This window comes from Brevibacterium sp. Mu109 (assembly GCF_900169375.1).
Classification (GTDB): Bacteria; Actinomycetota; Actinomycetes; order Actinomycetales; family Brevibacteriaceae; genus Brevibacterium; species Brevibacterium yomogidense_A.
The window spans coordinates 47,352-68,253 of the sequence record NZ_FXZF01000016.1; the positions used below are offsets into that span (position 1 = coordinate 47,352).

Annotated in this window: 19 protein-coding genes; 7 read left to right on the forward strand and 12 right to left on the reverse strand. The window is 66.4% G+C overall.

Annotated features, from left to right (window positions below; translation table 11 throughout):
• Positions 1–20: 20 nt before the first annotated feature.
• The 3 genes from BSP109_RS10875 to BSP109_RS10885 all read right to left on the reverse strand — a co-directional run bounded on the left by BSP109_RS10875 (position 21) and on the right by BSP109_RS10885 (position 4,186).
• Entirely contained in the window at positions 21–1,064 is a 1,044-nt protein-coding gene (locus BSP109_RS10875) for an ABC transporter substrate-binding protein (protein WP_180959705.1), read from the reverse strand.
• Positions 1,065–1,876: 812 nt separating this feature from the next.
• Entirely contained in the window at positions 1,877–2,977 is a 1,101-nt protein-coding gene (locus tag BSP109_RS10880) for an ArdC-like ssDNA-binding domain-containing protein (RefSeq protein ID WP_101600588.1), read from the reverse strand.
• Between the two features lie 729 nt (positions 2,978–3,706).
• Positions 3,707–4,186, reverse strand: a complete 480-nt coding sequence (locus tag BSP109_RS10885) for a hypothetical protein (RefSeq protein WP_219618530.1) — start codon at positions 4,184–4,186, stop codon at positions 3,707–3,709.
• Positions 4,187–4,538: 352 nt separating this feature from the next.
• On the opposite strand from BSP109_RS10885, the gene BSP109_RS10890 reads away from it, so the two are divergent.
• The 4 genes from BSP109_RS10890 to BSP109_RS17305 all read left to right on the forward strand — a co-directional run bounded on the left by BSP109_RS10890 (position 4,539) and on the right by BSP109_RS17305 (position 7,033).
• Positions 4,539–6,125, forward strand: coding sequence for a ParB/RepB/Spo0J family partition protein (locus BSP109_RS10890; RefSeq protein WP_101600590.1), 1,587 nt, complete (start codon positions 4,539–4,541; stop codon positions 6,123–6,125).
• Positions 6,126–6,324: 199 nt separating this feature from the next.
• Positions 6,325–6,651: a hypothetical protein gene (locus BSP109_RS10895; RefSeq protein ID WP_101600592.1), complete on the forward strand. Its 327-nt coding sequence runs from the start codon at positions 6,325–6,327 to the stop codon at positions 6,649–6,651.
• Positions 6,648–6,863 (forward strand): hypothetical protein, encoded by a 216-nt coding sequence (locus BSP109_RS10900; RefSeq protein ID WP_101600594.1) that lies wholly within the window; start codon positions 6,648–6,650, stop codon positions 6,861–6,863. The genes BSP109_RS10895 and BSP109_RS10900 overlap by 4 nt, the downstream gene beginning before the upstream one ends.
• A complete protein-coding gene (locus BSP109_RS17305; protein WP_180959706.1) occupies positions 6,860–7,033 on the forward strand; it encodes a hypothetical protein in 174 nt (57 codons plus the stop codon). The genes BSP109_RS10900 and BSP109_RS17305 overlap by 4 nt, the downstream gene beginning before the upstream one ends.
• A gap of 66 nt (positions 7,034–7,099) precedes the next feature.
• Here the strand turns inward: BSP109_RS17305 and BSP109_RS10905 are convergent, their stop codons facing one another.
• Both BSP109_RS10905 and BSP109_RS10910 read right to left on the reverse strand, forming a co-directional pair.
• Positions 7,100–7,645, reverse strand: a complete 546-nt coding sequence (locus tag BSP109_RS10905; protein ID WP_219618531.1) for a hypothetical protein — start codon at positions 7,643–7,645, stop codon at positions 7,100–7,102.
• Complete coding sequence (locus BSP109_RS10910; RefSeq protein WP_101600597.1) at positions 7,605–7,982, reverse strand: hypothetical protein; 378 nt, start codon at positions 7,980–7,982, stop codon at positions 7,605–7,607. The genes BSP109_RS10905 and BSP109_RS10910 overlap by 41 nt, the downstream gene beginning before the upstream one ends.
• A 307-nt stretch (positions 7,983–8,289) precedes the next feature.
• Between BSP109_RS10910 and mobF the strand changes: the two genes are divergently transcribed.
• A complete protein-coding gene (mobF, locus tag BSP109_RS10915; protein ID WP_101600659.1) occupies positions 8,290–14,199 on the forward strand; it encodes a MobF family relaxase in 5,910 nt (1,969 codons plus the stop codon).
• Positions 14,200–14,284: 85 nt separating this feature from the next.
• Here mobF and BSP109_RS10920 read toward each other — a convergent pair whose 3' ends face one another.
• On the reverse strand, positions 14,285–15,130 hold the full coding sequence (locus BSP109_RS10920; RefSeq protein ID WP_101600599.1) for a siderophore-interacting protein: 846 nt from the start codon (positions 15,128–15,130) through the stop codon (positions 14,285–14,287).
• Between the two features lie 215 nt (positions 15,131–15,345).
• Here BSP109_RS10920 and BSP109_RS10925 point away from each other — a divergent pair, with 215 nt between their 5' ends.
• On the forward strand, positions 15,346–16,491 hold the full coding sequence (locus BSP109_RS10925; RefSeq protein WP_101600601.1) for a hypothetical protein: 1,146 nt from the start codon (positions 15,346–15,348) through the stop codon (positions 16,489–16,491).
• On the opposite strand, the gene BSP109_RS10930 is transcribed toward BSP109_RS10925, so the two are convergent.
• Genes BSP109_RS10930 through BSP109_RS10950 form a run of 6 tightly spaced genes read right to left on the reverse strand, consistent with a single transcriptional unit; the run spans position 16,448 to position 20,386 of the window.
• The gene (locus BSP109_RS10930; RefSeq protein ID WP_101600603.1) at positions 16,448–17,335 is read right to left on the reverse strand and encodes a class I SAM-dependent methyltransferase; all 888 of its coding nucleotides are present in this window, start codon (positions 17,333–17,335) and stop codon (positions 16,448–16,450) included. The genes BSP109_RS10925 and BSP109_RS10930 overlap by 44 nt on opposite strands.
• Before the next feature lie 52 nt (positions 17,336–17,387).
• Positions 17,388–17,696, reverse strand: coding sequence for a hypothetical protein (locus tag BSP109_RS10935; protein ID WP_101600605.1), 309 nt, complete (start codon positions 17,694–17,696; stop codon positions 17,388–17,390).
• 27 nt (positions 17,697–17,723) lie between these two features.
• The gene (locus BSP109_RS17310; RefSeq protein ID WP_180959707.1) at positions 17,724–17,888 is read right to left on the reverse strand and encodes a hypothetical protein; all 165 of its coding nucleotides are present in this window, start codon (positions 17,886–17,888) and stop codon (positions 17,724–17,726) included.
• On the reverse strand, positions 17,881–18,678 hold the full coding sequence (locus tag BSP109_RS10940) for an ABC transporter permease (RefSeq protein WP_101600607.1): 798 nt from the start codon (positions 18,676–18,678) through the stop codon (positions 17,881–17,883). Before BSP109_RS10940 ends, BSP109_RS17310 begins: the two co-directional genes overlap by 8 nt.
• Positions 18,675–19,466, reverse strand: coding sequence for an ABC transporter permease (locus tag BSP109_RS10945; RefSeq protein ID WP_219618532.1), 792 nt, complete (start codon positions 19,464–19,466; stop codon positions 18,675–18,677). The genes BSP109_RS10940 and BSP109_RS10945 overlap by 4 nt, the downstream gene beginning before the upstream one ends.
• Positions 19,463–20,386, reverse strand: coding sequence for an ATP-binding cassette domain-containing protein (locus BSP109_RS10950; RefSeq protein WP_101600609.1), 924 nt, complete (start codon positions 20,384–20,386; stop codon positions 19,463–19,465). Before BSP109_RS10950 ends, BSP109_RS10945 begins: the two co-directional genes overlap by 4 nt.
• A 114-nt stretch (positions 20,387–20,500) precedes the next feature.
• Here BSP109_RS10950 and BSP109_RS10955 point away from each other — a divergent pair, with 114 nt between their 5' ends.
• Complete coding sequence (locus tag BSP109_RS10955; protein WP_101600610.1) at positions 20,501–20,782, forward strand: antibiotic biosynthesis monooxygenase; 282 nt, start codon at positions 20,501–20,503, stop codon at positions 20,780–20,782.
• Positions 20,783–20,902 lie beyond the last annotated feature (120 nt).

The window sequence follows — 20,902 nt, forward strand, 5'->3', positions numbered from 1 at the left end:
TCCCGACACCGAGGTCAGCCCTACTGTAGATCAGAACTCGTCGACGGGTCCCCATCGAGCGCCGCCACCAGTTGCGGCTCCAACTGTGCGGCTGCCCAGGGCAGACTCAGCAGTGTCGAGAAGTTCAATGCCACCCCGACCGCCTGGTCAGTGAAGACATCGCGACCCTCCTTGACCAGATTCAACTCCTTATATGTCGGGATCTTGTTGAGTTCGACCGCGGTTTCCTCCTCGCGAGGGAAGGTCCACAGCCCCACGTCAGTATCGAGCTTGTTGATGAGTTCGTAACTGAGCAAAGGTGCGGTGACCTTGTCGCTGAGCTTGTCGAACTCTGCCGGAATCTCGAATCCCAAAGCCGGCAACAGATAGCCCGGCCCGTAGGCACCCCCTTCATAGGTACTGCCCGCCCGACCCGTGGGATACAGCCCGACTTGCCCATCCGCCAGCCCGGAACCAGCAAACGCGCTCTTACCCTTGAACTCCGGATTGCGTTCCGCGATCGCGGCGATCGCATCCTCAGCATCTGCCACGATACGGTCGGCCTCGTCAGACTTACCCAGAGCTTGACCAACAAGTTTGGTCTGTTCCTGCCACGGCGTTCCATCGTTGGGGAACTGCTTCAGCCCCACGATCGTCGGAGCAATCTTTGAATACTCCTTGTAGTCATCCTCAGTCAAGAACGAGAAAATAGCGACAATCAAATCCGGCTTATACGCTGCGATCGCCTCTGGACCCCCCGACTCCAACTCCTCGGCAGTAATGAGCTCAATGTCGTCACCACCAGCAGCGTCAGCGGCCTGCTGAGACCACGGGTAGACCACCTTCTCCTCAAACCAAGACACGCTCGCCACCGGCTTCACCCCCAGAGCAAGAACCGCATCTTGGTCGTTATACCCCACCGTCACCACACGCTTGGGCGCCGAAGGAATCTCTGTCACACCAAACTTATGCTCAACCGATATCGGGAACCCAGAACTTGCATCATCAGCCTGCGGAGCATCTTCAGATTCCGATCCACACGCGACCAAGAACAGCGACAAAAGCACACTGACGGATGCTGCCACCAGCCGTCGTGTCACACTCCTGCTAGGCATAGTGACCTCTTTCAGATAAGGGTAGGAGACCCTAACCTAACACAGGTCTGAGGATTGCCCCCACGCGCTGGTCTGCTGGCTAATCAGCGATTCCGAGCGCGGCCGTCGGCAGGAGTGGACCCGCTCAACTCAACCACTCACCGCGCGCGGGTTCGCCTCGATCCACCGAGTGCGGGAAAGCCACATCACGGCCCGAACTCCGACTGAGGGACGACCCGGCACCCGTGGCACGCACGTGGACAATCTATGCCGACGAGGCCTTCCTGCGTGTCCTGGTCTCGTGGCTACTACCGCCGTCAAAACGAATCCGGCAGGGACAGGTCTTGTTCCTGCGCTCGGGGATCAAGATCCTGCATGACCTCGGCCCGCTCTACCGGCAAATGAACATGATCGTCCGCACCCGCGCGGCCGACCTGAGGCCCCGCTCCCTGCTGGGACTGTTCGCTTCCCGAGCCTCGATCAATCCTCCTCCGGTCGCCGCGCCGGACGCGGTGTCCCGCCTGCTGCCTTACTGGTTCCATGACGACGCCACTGACGCAGCAGAGGACCCCGACCAGCTCTCGGGAGTTGCCGGTCGGGGTCCTTTGGCTAGCATCGTCCGGCCTCGCCCTGGGGACAGCAGATTCCTCACGAACAGCGCCTGGGAGGCCGGTAGCCCAACTTGGCCGTCGCGGCGGCAACGGTCGACCCCGACGGCCTCGGCCTCGGGATGCTTCATCACCCCCGCCCCCCTTCGCCGGAACTCCCTCGATGACTCCCCTTGGTCGAGCGCACCTCAGCCGTCAGCGCGCAACTCTGGCCTGGCCCGGGGGCGCTACTCCTCCCGGTACCGCCGACGAGTGGATCTGGGACCGTCCCAATCGGCTTTCGGCCTGCGCGGTGACAGCGACCGCCTCGGCCAACTGCAGACCAGCATCAGGGCTGGCGAGTCGCCCATCGCCGACTTGGGTGGTCTCGAGCCGCTCAAGGGCCTGCGAGGCGACCTTGCACACCCGGTCAGCAGTGGACTGGACGACCTCGGTAGCCGTCTTGCCCGGCACCCGGTCAGCCCAGCCAGCCACATAGGGCAACGTGTAGTCGCTCGTATCCATACCATGCGCAGCGCTCAGCATCAGCGCGAAGGACTCAGCCTCTACTTCCCCAATGCCGGTATGTCGTTGCCAATCCGGATTGTCCGGATGGTGCATCAACACATGCCCCAGTTCATGGGCTAACGTCTTGACCTGCGCACTGTCGTCCATGTCAGTACGGACTGAGACAACATTAGCAGCGTAATCGGTGCGACCGTTGGCGCCACCAATGACATCAGCACTAGGCACATCAACGACGGCAAAGCCGTTCGTTTCGATCTCGACGACCAGCCCTTCTCGCAGCGCGGGCGGCGCCTGGCCGCGCAGAAGCTGTGGCATGGGTGCCTGCGGGATCGGCGCCCCATCGGTCTGCGAGACGTCCCACACGTGGGCCGGGGTCACACCGACCATCCGGGACCGGACCACTTCACCTGGGTCTGGCCGTTCGCCGCGCCTCAGACGTCGCCACGAGTCAGCATCGGCCGGGGTACGTGAGGCGAACCGTGCGGTCACTGGCGCGAGGATCTGGTAGCCGCTCTGGCCTTTCATCACGTTCCGGTCCAGCCCCTGCCACTGCCGGTAACCGGCGACGAGAGTCGGCGTCGGATGCGGCACACGGCCCTGCTCGTAGGCCTCAAGGTGTTGAACGTATATCAAAATCGAATTTGAAAATGAGCGAGACCGGAACTTCGCAGCGAACTCGAGGGCTCGCTTCCAATCCTCGCCGGTGACGAGCTGTTCGACACCCGTGGTCAGGCGCTCCTGCAGAGCACGCAGTTTCTCCTCGCGTGCGGTGTTCTTGTCGACGGCCATGGTGGTTCTCACCTCCAGTGGACAAGGGCGACCGACGCGCCGCAGCGATCAGCCCGGCCGAGGCCGCCCACTCACGGCGGGTCGTACATTGGCCGATGCCCGGCGCTGAGCACCCCGATGACGTCGCCCCTCCCTGAGGACTCCTGGGTGGTCTGGCCGTGGCAGGCGAGGCCGCGAGCAGCCTTGTCAGAGTCCTGGCCCGCCGGTATCTCCACGTCGCGGGCGCAGAGTCTCGACCGTGGCGCGCTCTGGGTACAACCATCACCAAGTGGCTAGCCGAGCGCCCCGCACGCGGCCACCGCACCGACCTGAAACCCAAGAGCGACTGAACCGCGCATTGAGCACGCGGCCGGCCCCCTGATCCGGCGAGTCAGCAACGAGCGATACCCGAACGCCCGGGCCAGTAGCATGGGAGCCGCGTCGCGGCGGTCGCATGAGTTGGCGCTTGTATGACCACTTCAGTCCGCGGCCACAGGTGCGTCGCCCGGCGGCCGGTTACTCTCCGTTCCCTGCCAGGGGCGCCGCACCGACCACCACACGCAGACGCAGACCGCACAGAAACAGCCCCAGGCCAGCAACAATCCAGGGACCCATTCAGGTCTGACCCGAACACCCAGGAACCTGCGCGAACTACCGGCACCGAATGAAACCCCGACCGGCTCTCGGGGGCTGGCCAGTCGGGGCCACCGGCCAGCATAGACCTGGCTGGGCGTTCGCAGGTCAGATTGCTCAGACCCGACGCCGGGGAGGCCGGTAGCCCAACTTGGCCGGCGGGGGCGGCAACGGACGCCCCAGACGTATCCGGGCAGCCTCGCCAGCGGCGTGGACAGCTTCGATCACGAACGCCGAGCGGGACACGGTACGGCCATCGAGTCGATCCTGGACGATCGCGCCCTCCAGCGCGTCGATTACCGCCCGACCCACGCGGTGGCCCCGGCTCGAACCACGAACCCCACCTGACTCCGGCACCTGGTCGGCGATCTTTGCTCGCGCTGCGGGCGTGCGGGCAACGTGCTGTTCAATCACCCGGACGAGCCAGCCGGCGAACACTGCCGGACTGTCGGGATCAGTATCGAGATCGGCCACATATGCCGAGCGAGCCAGATCCCAGTTCGAACGCGACCAATACACCCCCAGCTGTTCAACCTTCGCACCCGAGGCCTCAGCGGGCGGGGCGGCTGTGGGTGGCCTGTTCTTGTCGGCACTCATCGGTGATGCCTCCCTCCATGTACTCCGGTTTGGTCCACTCGTGACGACTCCGCTGGACGACTCGGGCGGCTAACACCAATCCGCATGCACTCCCGGCGGGGCCAGTTCTGAGCCCGGTCCCCTTGCGCCCCCAACGCGGACTCCAGAGCTCGCTGGGCATCGAAGGGCCGAAGCGCCCGCGAGCCCGAACCGCGGTGGTGCCGATCCCAAGCCGCCAGCGACCCGAAGTTATCCACAGCACGACACACCCCCCAAGTTTTCCACAGGCACCGGGTCATTTTCGGCAGCCCCCTTTGACAATCGGAAGAATCTATCTCGTCAATCTCATCTATATCACAGAGGAGAACACGAGATGACCAACACCATCACCACCACCGAGAACACGCCCACCAGCGAGGTCACCGAGGCATTCGTCTACCTCGACCCAGGCGTGATCGTCTTGGGCACGAACGTGCGCACCGACCTGCGGGCCGACAAGGAGTTCCGCAAGTCGATCAAGGAGCGAGGGGTCTTGGAGCCCGTCACGGTCTACCGCAACGACGACGGCCAGTACGTCCTGCTGCGCGGTCAGCGCCGCACCGTGACCGCCGTCGAGGTCGGCACCCCGACCGGACTCATCCCGGCATGGGTTGTCCCCCAGCCCGACGAGGCCGACCGGATCGGTGACCAGATCGTGGAGAACATCCACCGCGCCGAGATGCGCGAGGCCGAGATCGTCGCAGGCGTCGAGCAGTTGGCCCTGATCGGTGCCAGTGCCGCGCAGATCACCAAGCGTCTGTCGGTGCCGCGCCCGACCGTGAACGCGGCTCTCGCGGTCACCAAGTCCGATCAGACCCGCAACCGTCTCGAATCCGGCGACCTCACCTTGGAGGACGCGGCAGTCTTCGCCGAGTTCGAGCACATCCCCGAGGCCGTCGAGCGCCTGGAGCGGCGCAAGCAGTGGGGTCACTCTCTGGTTCACGAGGCCCAGCGTCTGCGCGACGAGGCCGCCGAGCAGGCACTCTTCGACGCCGAGGTCGAGCGGCTGCGCGGCGAAGGCCTGCCAGTGCTCTCCGGTGACGAGGCAACCGAGGCCCGTCAGGCGCTGCGCGTTGAGCGGCTTCGCACCAGCGACGACGAGCCGGTCCCGGTCGAGGACTGGCCGAACCTGCCGAGCGCTGCCGTGATCGTCACCGAGGAATGGCACTACCCCTCAGACGAACAGACCGACAGTGAGGGCGACGACGAGCACGGCAGCGACCCCGATGCCGAGTCCGAAGACGACAGCGACGACGAGGACGACTACGCCGAGCCCGTCAAGGTCTACGCGCCAGTGTGGGTCGTCACCGACCCGGCTGCCGTCGTAGAGGCCGGATACGTCGTACCTCGCTACTACCTCGACAACGGCCACAGCGACGAACCCATCGAGGAGACCGACGAGCAGGTCGAAGCCCGCCGCGCCGAGCGCCGCCGTGTGATCGCCAACAACAAGGCCTGGGCCAGTGCGGAGACCGTGCGTCGCGAGTGGCTGGCCGGGTTCCTGTCCCGCAAGACCGCCCCCAAGGGTGCCGAGGCACTGATCTGCGAAGCGGTCGTGACAGGGGAACACAGCCTCTACAAGGCAATGGAGGCCAACCACCCGCGTCTGCGCGACCTTCTCGGTGTCGGGGCAGACAAGAGCCGCTGGGACTCCCACGGCGAGGTCGCCGGAATCGCCGCGAAGGCCACCACACCGAAGGCCTCGACCATGACGACGCTCGCCGCCGTGATCGCCGCATGGGAGGACTCCACCAGCAAGCACACATGGCGCAACCCCGACGACTGGGACGCGCGCGTGCTCGGAGCCCTCATCGAGTGGGGCTACGAGGCCAGCGAGGTCGAAGGAATCTTGATCGGCCTTGACGATACCCACGAAGCCGACACCGAGGACGACAGCGCGAGCACCGACGCTGCCGCCTGACACGGCTCCCTCCCCGGGTGCGGGGCTGCCCGCCATGGACCGCCCCGCACCCGGGGACACCCCACTCAGTGATGGGCCCGGCAGGGTCAACCGCCACGCGCGGCGGCCCCGGCCTGACGAAATCAACTACTACTGACCCCGGTGGCGCAGCCGTGACTTGACTCAGGCCCGCCACCGGCCACCACCCACAGGAGCACACATGCCCAGCAGCCACCAGAACGACGTCGACATCACCGGCCACACCGTGATCACCAGAGCAGACCAACTCAGGATCAGGCAGGCGATGAACCGGACACCGTTCTCAGCCTCCCCCCGGGTCCCGATCCCCTACTACTCGCCGGTCAGCGGACGAAGCGACCCTGTCACCGTCACGAGCATCGTGGCATTCCTCGACGGGCTGTCTGAGGTCGTCAAGGAGCAGACCAGCAACGCCGAGGACCAGCGCCGCCGCCTCCACTCATTGGAGGCCGACGTCGAGGCGTTCCGCAGGTTGACCGGCAGCGCTTCCGCCGAGGTGCCGCGATGAGCGCCCACATCGAATGGCTCAACGCCGCCGACACCAGCGTGGAGGTGTTCGCGCCCGGTGATGAATGGGTCGGCGAAGGGACGCACCATCGCCCCGTACTCACACTCTCCCAAGACGAGATAGTCGCAATCGAAGGCACCCCCGAGGAGATACACGCACTCGCCGCGCGCATCAGCGCCGCCGCGCAGTCCATGGAGATGATCCGACCATGACCACGTACTCCGTCGCCTGGCTTATTGACATCGACGCAGACACACCCACGGCAGCCGCCAGACGCGCACTGGCGATTCACCGTAATCCTGAGTCGATTGCCGTCGTGTTCGAGGTGACTGACCCGGACCGAACCCACCACATCGACTTGCTCGACGAACACGACGGCTGACCGCACACGACCGAGCAACCCCGACCATGTTCGATTGCCCCGCCGTCGCCAGCGCGCAGGCTTGGTTCACCACAGAGTGAGTTGCTCACCGAGGAGCTGACGCAACCGCGCCAATTCGACGGCGACGAGCTCCGGGTCGGTGCGGGCCATGTCACGCAGTTCCCGTGCGCGCCGGCGCGGGCCGCGCGGGTCGGCCAACGGGTTGTCCGGCAACTGGCGGCGGATCGCCCACTCACGCCGATTCTCAGCAGCGCTGGACACCACCACGTGACCGGGTGCGATCCGCTGACACAGCGGGTTGTCGCAGCGGTGTCCCAGTAGCCGCGCCTCATTGAGAGCAGCGGGTCCGTGCATGACCGCGAACGCGAACCGGTGCGCGATCACGACACGGCCCGGCGCGAACCAGAATCGCCCGTGCCCGCCACCAGAGGTGTGCTCTCGTGTCGAGCGGCCGGCCACCGCGCCGGTCCACCACAAGCACTCATCGCCCGGAACCGTGGTGACCTTGGCCCGATACCTCGCGAGCACCAGCGGATCGGCAAGGGCGGCTGCCAGAGCGGCCTGGCCAGCCTCATCGAGGCGCTTGGGCGGCACCAGCGTCCCCTGACGCATCACCCGATGTGACCGCTGCCGGTGCGTCACTACTGGCCGGGTCACCGCCCTCGACCAGTCGCCGTAGCCGGGTGGCCTCGCGCAGGCTGACCCGTTCGTCGCACCATGCCACGGCCTCGCTCAAGTTCAGGCCCTCGACTTCGATCATCTCTCGCAGCGCCGCCCCGGCGCGCTGCTCTGCCGCCGCGACCGCGACATCGCGTTCCCCGATGGCGGTCAGGACGAGCACCGCGAGGTCTTCGAGCCTGCGGTCACGTTCGGCCCGCTCGCGCCTGCGTCGTTGGGCCATGTCGCGTGCCGCTGCCCGCGCCTGCTGCCTGATCGTCTGCTGACTCATCGGTCATCCTCACTGTCTGCCGGTGGTGAACCTGTCCCCCACCTAGGACACCCAGAGGTTTCCCAGCGATCACCCAGCACGAACGAACCCGCCCCTTCCATGAGCCGCCCCCGTGCCCACCCGCAGCCCACCGAACCGACCACCACCAGCGACCCGAGACGCCCCGCGTCCCCCCTCGAAAAATCCGACCAAGCAAGTGCCACACACCTCTTGCACGCCCGGATCGCTGATATAGATGAGATAGACGCTCGGGGTGGGGTGGATTTGATCGCCGGAGCGCCCAGGCTACCCCTTGTTGGGTGTGACGATGAGCATCCACAAGCTGACTGCAGGGTCGGGGTATGACTACCTGACCCGCCAAGTCGCGGCCCTGGATGCCACCGACAAGGGCCACACCGGGTTGGCGTCCTACTACACCGAGAAGGGCGAGACTCCCGGCATGTGGGTCGGATCCGGGATGACCGGGATCGACGGCCTCGATGCCGGTGATGTCGTGACCGCGGACCACATGCAGGCGTTGTTCGGTGCCGGGCACCACCCACTGGCCAATGAGCGGGTCAAGGAGCTCGATCTGCGGATCGGACGCCCTGGTGTCGACCGTCCGACCGACGCCGACTACAAGAATGCTGTTCGACTCGGTGCGCCGTACAAGGTCTACGACAACGACGTCAGTGCGTTCCGGATCGAGGTCGCCAAACGGATCGCCGCCGTCAACCAGACTGACGGGCTTCCCGGTGACTGGCCGGTCCCGGCCGCTGTCCGGGCGAAGATTCGAACCGAGGTCGCTGCTGAGTTCTTCCGCGCCGAGCACGGCCGTGACCCGGCCGATGCGCGCGAGCTGGCGGCCACGATCGCCAAGCACTCGCGCCCCAAGACCACCGCAGTAGCGGGGTATGACTTGACCTTCTCCCCCGTGAAGTCCTTCTCGGTCTTGTGGGCGCTGGCCGACCCAGCCGTGGCGGCGAAGCTCGAGACCGCGCACAACCTGGCCGTCAAGGATGCGCTGGAGTTCATCGAACGACGCGCCTTGTTCACCCGCGAAGGCTCCGGCGGGGTCCGCCAGGTCGACGTCCGGGGTCTCCTCGGTGCCGCGTTCACCCACAGGGATTCCCGTGCGGGTGACCCGGATCTGCATACCCATGTGGCGGTAGCGAACAAGGTCCAGACCCTGGATGGGAAGAAGTGGTTGGCGATCGATGGGCGGCTGATGTTCAAGGCGGTCGTCGCCGCCTCGGAGGTCTACAACACCCGCCTCGAAGCCCATGCCCGCGACCAACTCGGTCTGCGGTTCGCCGAGCGTCCCAACCCTGATGCCCGCAAGCGCCCGATCCGCGAGATCCTCGGCGTCGACCCACAGATCAACACTCGCTTCTCCAAGCGGCGTATCTCGGTCGAGGACCGCCGACAGGTCTTGGCGACGGAGTTCCAGCGCACCCACGGCCGCCCACCGACACCGATCGAGACGATCCAATTGGCGCAGCAGGCCACGCTGGAGACCCGCGAGGCCAAGCACGAACCACGCTCGCTGGCCGAACAACGCCGGGCCTGGAACGCCGAAGCCATCGGCGTCTTCGGTGGCGGGAGCCGGGGCCGGCGGCGGCTCACAGCGATGATTCGGCAGGCGCTGCACCCTGAACCTGCGGCCAAGAAGGCGGCCGACTCGGCGTGGTTCGCCGAGACCGCGGAGACCATCACGGCGGCGATGGAAGGTCGCCGTGCGATGTGGCAGATCTGGCACGTCCACGCCGAAGCCCAACGCCAGGTTCGCGCAGCCCTAGCCCCTGGGGACATCGCTACCGAGCAGATCGACCCCGTGGTCGACCTGCTCGTTGGCGAGGTCCTCGACGGCCGCTCCATCAGTCTGGCCCGTCGCGCTCCGGCCGGTGACGATGAGCTGGTCGAACCGGTCGAGCCGCCTGAACTGCGGCGGGCCGACGGGTCGTCGGTCTACACCGTGGCCGGGGCCGACCTCTACACGTCAGCGCGGGTGCTGGCCGCTGAGCAGCGGCTCGTTGATGCGGCCGGTCGGCGGGACGGGTACGCGGTCGATGAGACCTGCGTCGACTTGGCGCTGTTGGAGTCGGCGGCCAACGGGGTCACCCTCAACGCCGGACAGGCCGCCCTGGTGCGGCAGATGGCCACCAGTGGGGCCCGGGTCCAGTTGGCGATCGCCCCGGCCGGATCGGGCAAGACCACCGCGATGCGCGCCCTGGCCCAGGCCTGGAGCGAGGGCGGCGGCACCGTGATCGGACTCGCTCCGTCGGCCGCTGCCGCGGACGCTCTGCGTTCCCAGATCGGCACCGGGACCGCCAGCCAGACGGACACCTTGGCCAAGCTCGTCTATACCCTGACTGACCCGTTCGGGAAGGCCAGGCCACCGGCCTGGTTCAAGACCATCGGCCCCGAGAGTCTTGTCGTGATCGACGAGGCCGGCATGGCCGACACCCTCTCGTTGGACATCGCCGTCAGCCACATTCTGGACCGGGGTGGCAGCGTTCGCCTCGTCGGAGATGACCAGCAGCTCGGCGCGATCGGTGCCGGCGGGGTGCTGCGGGACATCCGCGCCACCCACGGCGCGCTGCACCTGTCCGAGCTGGTCCGGTTCGCCGATTCGGCCGAGGGCGCCGCGTCTTTGGCGTTGCGCGAAGGCAAGACCGAGGCGCTCGGGTTCTACCTCGATCACGACCGGGTCCACGTCGGGGACCTGTCTACCATGACCGAGGATGTCTTCAGTTCCTGGCAGGCCGACCGTGCAGGCGGGCTGGACTCGATCATGCTCGCCCCCACCCGCGACCTGGTCAGCCAGCTCAACCAGCAGGCCCGCGCACATCGCCTCCAAGGGGCCGATCCACGCCAGATCGGACAGGTGAGACGGCTCGCGGACGGCAACGAAGCATCCGTCGGCGAGTTGATCATCACCCGGGAGAACGACCGCAAACTGCGGGTCTCAGCCACCGATTGGGTGAAGAACGGTGACCGGTGGACCATCCTGGCCGTCCACGCTGGTGGCGACCTGACCGTCCAACACACCCGGCACGGCCGCAAGGTCCAGCTCCCGGCCGACTACGTCGCCCAGTCAGTTGAACTCGGCTATGCGTGCACCATCAACGGAGCCCAAGGCGTCACCGCCGACACCATGCACGGCCTGGCCACCGGCACCGAGTCACGCCAGCAGCTCTACACGATGCTGACCCGCGCCGCGTACGCGAACCACCTCTACCTGCAGGCCGTCGGCGACGGCGACCCCCACTCGGTCATCCACCCGAACCTGGTCCACCCGCTCACCCCGACCGACATGATCGAAGCCATCCTCGCTCGCGATGAGGCCCCCCGTTCGGCCCTGAGCCTGCTCAGCGAGCAGTCCGACCCCGGCTTGCGGCTCGGGGACGCCACCGCCCGCTACACCGACAGCCTCTACGTCGCCGCCGAACATCTGTTGCGCGCGGCCGGGCCGCGCACCGCTGACGGTCTCGATCCCGTTGACGTGCTCGACATGAGTGTCGACACCGTGGTTCCGGGGCTGTCTGAGGAGCCCGCTTGGCCCACTTTGCGGGCGCATCTGTTGCTGCTCGGAGCGCATGGGCTCGACCCGATCGAGCAGCTCCAGATCGCTGTCGCGGAGCGGGAACTGGATACGGCCGGTGACCGGGCCGCGGTGCTCGACTGGCGCCTCGACGACACCGGTATGCGTTCGGCCGGCACGGGTCCGCTGCCCTGGCTGCCCGGCATCCCCGAACAGCTCGCCCAAGATACGCATTGGGGTCAGTACCTGACCCAGCGTGCTGCGCTGGTCTCTGGGCTCGCAGACCAGGTTCGTAACCGCTCCCTGGAACAATCTTCCCTGCCGGGGTGGGCTCAGAACGGGATCCGCCCAGGCGAGTCCACTATCGCTAATGTCGAGGTGTGGCGGGCCGCCGCGGGAGTCTCTGCCGAGGACCGGCGTCCCACCGGACCCGCGCAGTTACAGAAGGCCGCCGCGACCTGGCAGAGGCGCCTGAACCGGCGCCTGGCCAGCGATCGCACTCCGGCATTGGCCGAGTGGGGACGCTTACTGCACAGCGTCGCTCCGCAGATCGCGGCCGACGACTTCACGCCCCTGCTCTCCGAACGGCTCGCTGCGATGTCCCGTACCGGCATCGCCGCCGGACACCTTCTGCGCTCGGCCGCCGCTGCCGGTCCGCTCCCCGACGAGCACGCCGCGGCCGCTCTGTGGTGGCGCATGGCCCGCCACCTCACCCCCGCTGTCGCCGCCGAAGTCAGCGACCCCAACGCGAGTACGAACCTGACAACCGGGTGGACCGAGCAGCTCACTGACCTCCTCGGCGACCAGCGTGCCGAGCGGGTTCAGGCCAGCAACTGGTGGCCGGCACTGGTCACCAACATCGACCACGGCTTGGCCGCCGGGTGGCGCCTCGAGGACCTGATCGCCGGCAACCCCCTCAACGACGGTGATCACACCGAGGGCATCGATGAGTGCCAGGCGCTGGTCTGGCGGACCTCCATCGCGCTGGTCCCCATCCCCGACGACCAGAGCGATGACTACTGGTTCGATCCGCCACCGGACGACCTGTGGGACAACAACCTACCCCCGGCTGACGAGCCCACGATCGGACCAGACTGGGTCGACGAACCCATCGCCGACGACTGGCACAGCGACCCCGAAGGCATTGCTGTCGATGAGGAACTGGATGAGGACCAGTACATCGAAGGCGACCTGACCGTCGCCGCCCTCGTACGCTCCACATCGCGCGGGGTGCCGCTCGAGCCAACCGAGGCCGACATCCGCAAGATGTACCAACGCGCCGAGGACTGGGAGTTCTCCCCCGTCACCCGGATCCGCATGCTCGAAATCAACGACCTGACCCAAGCCTTCTTCACTCACCGGTTCAACAACTCTTGGGGACGTGACTACCTGACCGGCCGCTTCGGCGTCGACCTCGCCGGGCACGAGCACTTCGGTCCCGGACAGGCACCGGCCGGATGGACCAACCTGGTCGACCACCTACGCAGACAGGGCGTCACCGACACCGAAATGCTGACGGTCGGGGTCGCCACCATGGCCAGCACCGGGCGTCTGATCGACCGGTTCCGCGACCGCGTCATGTTCCCCATCACCCGCACCGGCAGCAACGGGGTAGAGATCCTGGGGTTCGTCGGGCGACGCCGCCCCGAGCTCACCGAGGCCGACAAGGCAGGACCGAAATACCTCAACACGGCCCAGAACCCGCTGTTCCACAAGGGCGACCAACTGTATGGACTCATCGACGAACTCGTCGCCGACGGTGCGGTCCCCGTCATCGTTGAAGGCCCCATGGACGCGATCGCCGTCACCCTGGCTTCGGCGGGCCGCTATGTCGGTGTCGCCCCGCTGGGCACCTCGCTCACTGATGAACAGGCCGCCCAACTCGCGGTGATCGGTCGTGATCCGATCGTCGCCACCGACTCCGACCTCGCCGGCCAGGTCGCCGCAGAACGCGACTTCTGGATGCTCACCCCACACGGCCTCGACCCCGGCTATGCCCGATTCCCCGCCAGCATGGACCCCGCCGACCTGCTCGCACTGCGCGGACCCGCAGCCCTCGTCGGCGCGCTGTCCAGCGCCACCCCACTGGGCGACCGACTGCTCAGCGAACGCCTCGACAACCTGCCACCCGAGGACGCCCGAATCGCGTCCACCACGGTCGTGGCCGCCCGGCCCGGGCACGCCTGGGATGCTGGTTCCGACCGCATCCAGACTCGTCTCGGCCTGTCCCAACTACGTGCCCGCCGTGAACTGCGCAACACCGTCCGTACCTGGAACGCCGATCCACGTCGTGCGGCCGCCAACGAACTCGCCAGCAGCAGCAAGATCCGCGCCCGCCTGGCCTCGGCCATGGACCAGAGCCCCTCTGATCGGTGGGCCGGCCTGGCAACCGAGCTCGACCCGCGCCTGCTCACCGAAGTCGACTGGCCCGCCACCGCAACCATCCTGCAAGAAGCCCACGACCAAGGACACGACATCACCACGACAGCCCACGAGCTCCTCACCGAACAACCACTCGGTGACCAGCCCGCACGTGACCTGCGCTACCGGCTCGTGTCCCGCCTCAACATCACCATCGACACCCCGGATCTGCCCACCGAGGTGCCGACGTCAACGCCCACCACAGGCACAGCACGTGACCGTCAGAAGCAGAGATCTTCTCAGCCTGGAGCCGATCGCGGGCCGCGCCGATAGTCCAAGCATCCTGCCCGCCTCGCCAGGGGAGGTTCGTGGGCTCCGCTGGCTTGGTCGACTGGCAGGTGATGGCATGTTGGGAGGTTCAGTCGATCTGGCCGATCGGTTCGCGCTTTTCGGCCTGGAAGATGTCTTCGGTGCGTCCACGGGCCCAGTAGCCAGAGATCGAGATCGACTCGCGGGCAACGCCGCGCTTGGCGAGGATCGCTCGTACGGCCTTGATCGACTCGCGCTCACCATGAGCAAAGACCTGGACATTGTCGGCGTTCGCCGGCCAGCTCGCCTCGTCGATCGCGCGGGCGAGGAAGCCGGTGTCGGCCAGATCGGTATTGATCAGCCATTGCACCTGCACCTGGCTAGGGTTCTGAATATCGATGATGTCTTGGTGATCGGTGATCTCCAGCAGCGTGATTCCCGTTGCGGCCGCAGAGAGCGTCTCGATGGACGCTGCGATGGCCGGCAGCGCCGACAAGTCGCCGGCGAATAGGTGCCAGTCGGTGGAGGCATCCGGGGCATATCCGCCGCCCGGACCCGCCAGGACGAGCTGGTCTCCCGCCTTGGCGCGCGCCGCCCATGGCGCCGCAATGCCACTGTCGCCGTGCACAACGAAGTCGATCGCGAGTCGCTTCGCGATCCGGTCGACCCAACGGACGGTGTAAGTGCGAGTGACCGGCAATTGCTCCGCTGGAAGGCTCTGGCGCAACTCCGTCACATCATAGGGTGGCTCCAGGCCGAGTTCGGGGTCGACAAACAGCAGCTTCACGTAGGCGTCTGTGCTGCCGTTGTCGGTGAACTCGGCTAGCGACTCCCCGCCTGCGACCACGCGCACGAGGTGCGGGCCGAGCCATTGTGTCGACTCCACTGTCAGGACGTGTTGGGCCTGAGGCGTTCGACGCCGGGGTGCTGCCTTGGCTGCCGCCTGCTCGGTCATAACCTGCTCCTTCACTAGACTCACCCTTACCTTAGCCTTACCTAAGTAATGAACGAAGGTTGCGGATCTCCGTTCAGGCCATCACCACAAGAGACGGCCCGACGGTCCTGCCCTCCGCGCGGACCGCAGATCGAGATAATCGGCAAGAGGTACCTCACGTCGGACGGCTCCGCGGAGGTCGAAATGATCTAGGCACTGAGGAGGTTGAGTCCATCATGGGAAGTGATGCCGACAGCCTTGCCCTCGCCGATCGGCTGCTGACTTCGGTCCTAGGCGTGGGATTTGGCCCGATCTCCGAGACGGCGACGCCGACGGCCGACCTGGTCTCAGCCGATGGTGCGCACCTTGCGGAGGTCAAGCGGGTGACCAGTTCGTCCCTCCGCGAGCTCAGTCACGCCACCAGCGACAACGCCAAGACCACCCGCGACGTTGCAGAACTGACCCGTCGTTGGATGGTCGCGCTTGACGCCACGATCAACAGTGATTCGCTGCCGCCGATGCCGAAGTTCGCCGGGCCGGCGGCCGCCGAACGAGTCGCGTGGGAGTCAGAGGGGTTCACCGTGGCGACCCGAGCCGAGCGCGAAGCCGAGTTTCGCAAGCAACACCCAGGTCCGAAGAAAGAAACAGTACGGGTGAACGGGCTGATCGATGACCTCATCCCGTACCTCAAGGTTCTCGAAGTCAACCGATCCCCGGGAGACTCGTACTCTTGGCGCCACTGGTTCAAGACCGACGAAGTCTCTATTGCCCAGCGAGCGATCTTGGCCCGGACGGGTGGCGGACATGTCAGTTCGTTCGTGGTGACCGAAGCTCCGGCTGGAATCGACATCCTGCTCGGCTGGGGCTACACGCGAACCGAGCGCCCGAATACGATCGCCGGCCGTGTCCAGACGTGGCTCGACAGTGGTTTGTCGACGAATCTCCGAGACAGTCTCCGGCCTGCTGGTGTCGACGTCACCCGTCATGCGGTGCTCGTGTTCGACGCTTTATCCGAGCCGGAGTTCGAGTTGGCCTCGACCGACCCCTCATTCGTGCCGACGGCCAACCTGAATCTTCCGCCGGAAGTCGACACGATCTGGGCAGTCTTTGGCGAGCGCGCCCTAGCGTATTCGGCCGGGGCTGGATGGGCAGCGCACCCGGTCCCAGCGGCTGGGCAGTCTTGTAACCACAGCGCCGTGCGGGGTGGTGAGGCACCACGACGGAAGAGCCCAATCCGGGCGATGAGGCTTCTGCCTGACGGAAGTCGCGTCGTGGACACGCAATCCCCATCGATGGTGATGACTGACCCGGATGTCACCATTGCCACTTGTCAGCCGCTCAAAGTGACCATGGTTGAGCATCGCCCGCATTGCTCGCTGTGACAAGCCAGGTGCGGCCAGTGATTTGAACTCCCCCATCGACCATCTGGCCGCGCAGTTCTTCACGGGCCTCATCGAGAGCTTCTTGCCATCCCTCGGGCCCGAGTTGTGGTTCGAGCTGGCTGCGGACGTGTTGGCCGACACTGCCGTTGAGCACCATGGCAAGGCGCTCTTCTATCCCGTCGGCGCCGTCGAGGCGGAAGTCGCACAGGCCGTCGATGGCCGCGATTTCCACACTCGTCCATCCGGCGGCGGTCAGCACGTCGCGGATGTGGTCCGCATTGGCCAACCCCAACGGACCAGGAGCACCGATGGTGGGCGGGCCCACCGGGGTGTCCAGCCGTGCGCCGATGGCGCGGAGTCCGTGCAGGAACATGTCCGTCTCGTCCTCGCGCCAGGACGCGAACGCGAGCCGGGCACCCGGGGCAGCAGCCGACCGGATGTTGGTGAACGCTGCGACTGCGTCGTCGAAGAACATCACGCCGAACCGTGAGACCACCCGGTCGAAGACCTGGCCGCCGGACATCTGCGAAAGGTCGGCGACCTGAGCATCGGCCCGGATCACTGTGGCGGCGGGAACCCGGCGTCTGGCTGCGTCCACCATGGACAACGAGACGTCGACCCCGACTGACTTTACGTCGTCTCGCCCGGTGCCATAGTCGGTGATTCCTTCCAGAAGAGTGCCGGTGCCACAGCCGACGTCCAGCACGCGCATCGCCGATCCCAGATCGGCCGCCTCGAGCACCGCGGCGGTAAACGGGGCGAAGGCCATGTCGAGCAAACGAGTGTCGCGGACCCACCCGGCGGCCCGTTGTCCCCACGCAGCCGAGGCATCCTCGTTCGCCATATCCAACATCCTTTCTGATCTGCCAGTCGCCCTGACGTTGCTAGCCCCTACGTCAGAGCACGAATCGCACGACGAGGGCGAGTATCAACGGCAAGACTGCCAGGACGGACAGACCCTTCGGGGTGAACTGGGCTCGCACGTGAAAGGCGTAGTCGTTCCAGCCTGCGGCGTCCTCGGTTCCGCGTGGGACGACCCAGTTGGGCCGCCAGGCGCAGATGACGAGCCAGTCGACGATGACGATGTCGACCAGGCAGAACAGCACGACCACGCCCAGGGCTATCAGCCAGGCGGAGCCGAAGCTATCCTGTGCCGGCTCCCAGGTGGTCGTCGTGACCAGCAGTGCCGCCAGCAGCGTCGCCATGAAGGCCCCGCCGAGGATCCAGCCGCCTCAGACCTCTGCGGGTGTGGGCTCGGGCAGCAGGGCTTGGATGTCGGCCGGATAGTCCTGTTCGAACGCCGTCCATCCCCAACGCAGGCTCGCCAGCAGCACGATGGTCGGGATCAGCAGTGCGAGACCGCCGACCCCCAACAGATGACTCCACCATTCAGTCACGGCGCGCGTACCTCCGGACGGCGAGCCAGCCACACAGCGCGGTCAGGCCGACAGTCCAGGCTCCGAGAGCCCACAAGTGGTCTCCAGCTGTACCGCCGTGGGCGAAGGCTCGCATGGCGTCGACGACGTGGGAGATGGGGTTAACTCGCGCGATGGGCTGGGCCCAGCCGGGCAGGTCGTCGAGCCGTACGAACCCGGTCGACAGGAACGACAACACCAGTAGCAGCGCGTTGAGCGTGGCGTTGGCTGCCTCGGCGGACTTGGCGTGCATCGCTACCGCGACCATCAACCAGGCCAGCCCGAAGCCGTAGATCAGCGGGACCGCGAAGTAGCCCACGGCCCCGAGAGTCCCGTTGTCGAACCGGAAGCCCAGCGCCACGCCGACGATGGTGACCACCGCGACCGTGGCCAGGTTGCGCACCATGTCGGCGATGATCCGCCCGGCGAGTGGGGCCACCGGGGACATCGGCAGGGTGCGCAGCCGGTCGTCGAAACCCGCGACCCGGTCCGCGTGCGCGGCATTGGCGGTCGACAAGGTGGCGAAGGTGATGCCCATCGCCGCGAACAACGGCACCGAGTAGTTCACATAGTCGCCATAGCTGCCCTCAGGCATCACGACCTTCGCGAACGAGACGGACAGGAAGACCAGCAGGATCACCGGGAACATCGCGGTCATCGCCACCGTCGCCGGTGAGCGGGTCATCAGCAGCAGGCCACGGCCTGCGAGGACCGCGGTGTCCGTCCAGGCCGAGGCCCGTGGCGTGGAGAGCGACGAGACCGGCGTGCTCATGCTTTCCTCCCGAATGCCCGCGGGGCGAGCGCGGCGAAGACCGCCACGACCACCACGATCCACACCGCCGCGATGATCACCGCTCGCAGCGGCTCGTCGTACCCGTCAGTCGATACCGCACGTAGGGCGTCGGCGATCCTGGAGAACGGCTGGTTCTCGACGATCGGTCTCAGCCAGTCGGGGAACGCCTGCGCCGGGACGAACAGGTTCGAGACCAGCAGCAGGGGGTAATAGATCAGGCCGCCGGTGATCTGCACCGTCTCGACCTTCGCGATCGCGAAGCCGAGCACGAGATAGGCCATGCATCCTGCGGCCGCCCAGCCCAGCGCGACCAGCACGAAAGCGACCGCGCCGGCTATACCGCGCTGCAACTCAAAGCCCATGACCAAGCCGGCCGCGATCAGCACCGCGACACTCACCACGGCCCGGGTCAACTCTCCACCGAGCAGCCCGAAGACCGGCGATGTCCGAGAGATCGGCAGCGAACGCAGGCGGTCGATCATCCCACCCGCGGCGTCCTCGGCGGCCCAGATCGACGCCGAGATGGCCGTGAAGAACATCGCCTGAATGACAATCGCGGGCAGCAGGTACTGGACATAGTCCACGCCGGTGCGCTCCATCGGACGCCCCAGCACCGCCAAGAAGAGCGCCGCGAACACCAGCGGCAGCACGATCGCGGAGATCATCGACGAGGGCCGGCGCGACATCAGGCGCACGTGCCGTCCGGTCAGACTCGTCACGTCCTCAACGAACGACGGCCGCGGGGACGAGCCCGTGGAGGCCTTCACGCGCCAGTCACCTCACCGGTCAGCGCCAAGAACGCGTCGTCGAGCGTCGGCCGGCGCAGACCGAGATCCTCGGCCACCACGCCATGCTCATCCAGCAGCCGCACCACCTCGACCAACGTCTGCGACCCATCGGCCGGCACCACGAGACCGTCAGCGACCCGGGAGACCGGCCAACGGACGGCCAATAGTCGCTCGACCTCATCCACGGCGTCCTCAGCGACCCGCACGTGACACACCGCACCGCCGACCCGATGCTTGAGATCCTCAGCCGTCCCGTCCGCGATGACCTCACCATGGTCGATAACGACGATCCGGTCGGCGAGCTCCTCGGCCTCCGCAAGGTACTGCGTCGTCAGCACGATCGTCGTGCCATCGACGCGCAAGCGACGCACAACCTCCCACAACGCGTTGCGGCTGCGTGGGTCCAAACCCGTGGTCGGCTCATCCAAGAACAGCACCCGGGGGCGACCGATCATGGACGCCGCGAGATCGAGCCGGCGCCGCATACCGCCAGAGAACGTCCCCGTCCGACGGTCCGCCGCCTCCTCGAGCCCGAACTGCGTCAGCAACTCAGCCGCCCGCGAACGCGCCCCAGCACGCCCCAACTTGAGCAGACGGCCGAACAGCACCAGGTTCTCGCGAGCGGTGAGGTTGTCATCCAACGCAGCGAACTGACCAGTCAACCCGATCCGAGTCCGCACCCCGGCGGGGTCAGCGTCAACATCAATGCCGTCCACGCGGACCGTTCCCGCATCGGCGCGCACCAACGTCGTGACGATATTGATCATCGTCGTCTTACCCGCGCCATTGGGGCCCAGCACGCCCAGGATCTCACCCTCACCCGCGCACATGGACAACCCACGCAACGCCTCAACCGGCCCGAACGACTTGCGCAGGTCCTCGATCTCCACGATCGGCATCCAAGATCCTTTCCACCGCCCGGCCCCTCAGGCCGACCTCATAAGTTAGGGTAACCTAACAGAAACGGGTTGTCGTTGGCCGTGGTGTCAAGCGGCGCCGAGAAAGAGGTCATCGTGACATTCGTGAACATCACCGCCCTGACATTCCCCGCGGGCGCCGCAGCCGAGATCGAGCAGCGTTTCGCCGCCCGCCGCAAAGCCGTCGACGCCGCGCCCGGGTTCGAGGAATTCGAACTGCTCCGACCCGTGATCGGCGAAGACCGCTACTTCGTGGTCACACGATGGGCCTCACGCGAGGACTACGAAGCATGGTCGGCCGCCCGACCGACCGGCAGCCACGCCGACGACGAACGCCGCGGTATGAAGGTCGAAGTTCTCGGGTTCGAGGTCGTCTGACACGTTCAGTCAACCGGGCCACGCTCACCACGGGCGATGGGACCGACTCGACGGGCCCCTGGTCCGCGAAGGGGTCCAGCAGTCCGAGATCTACAGTGACACCGTATTTGAGCAGAGTTT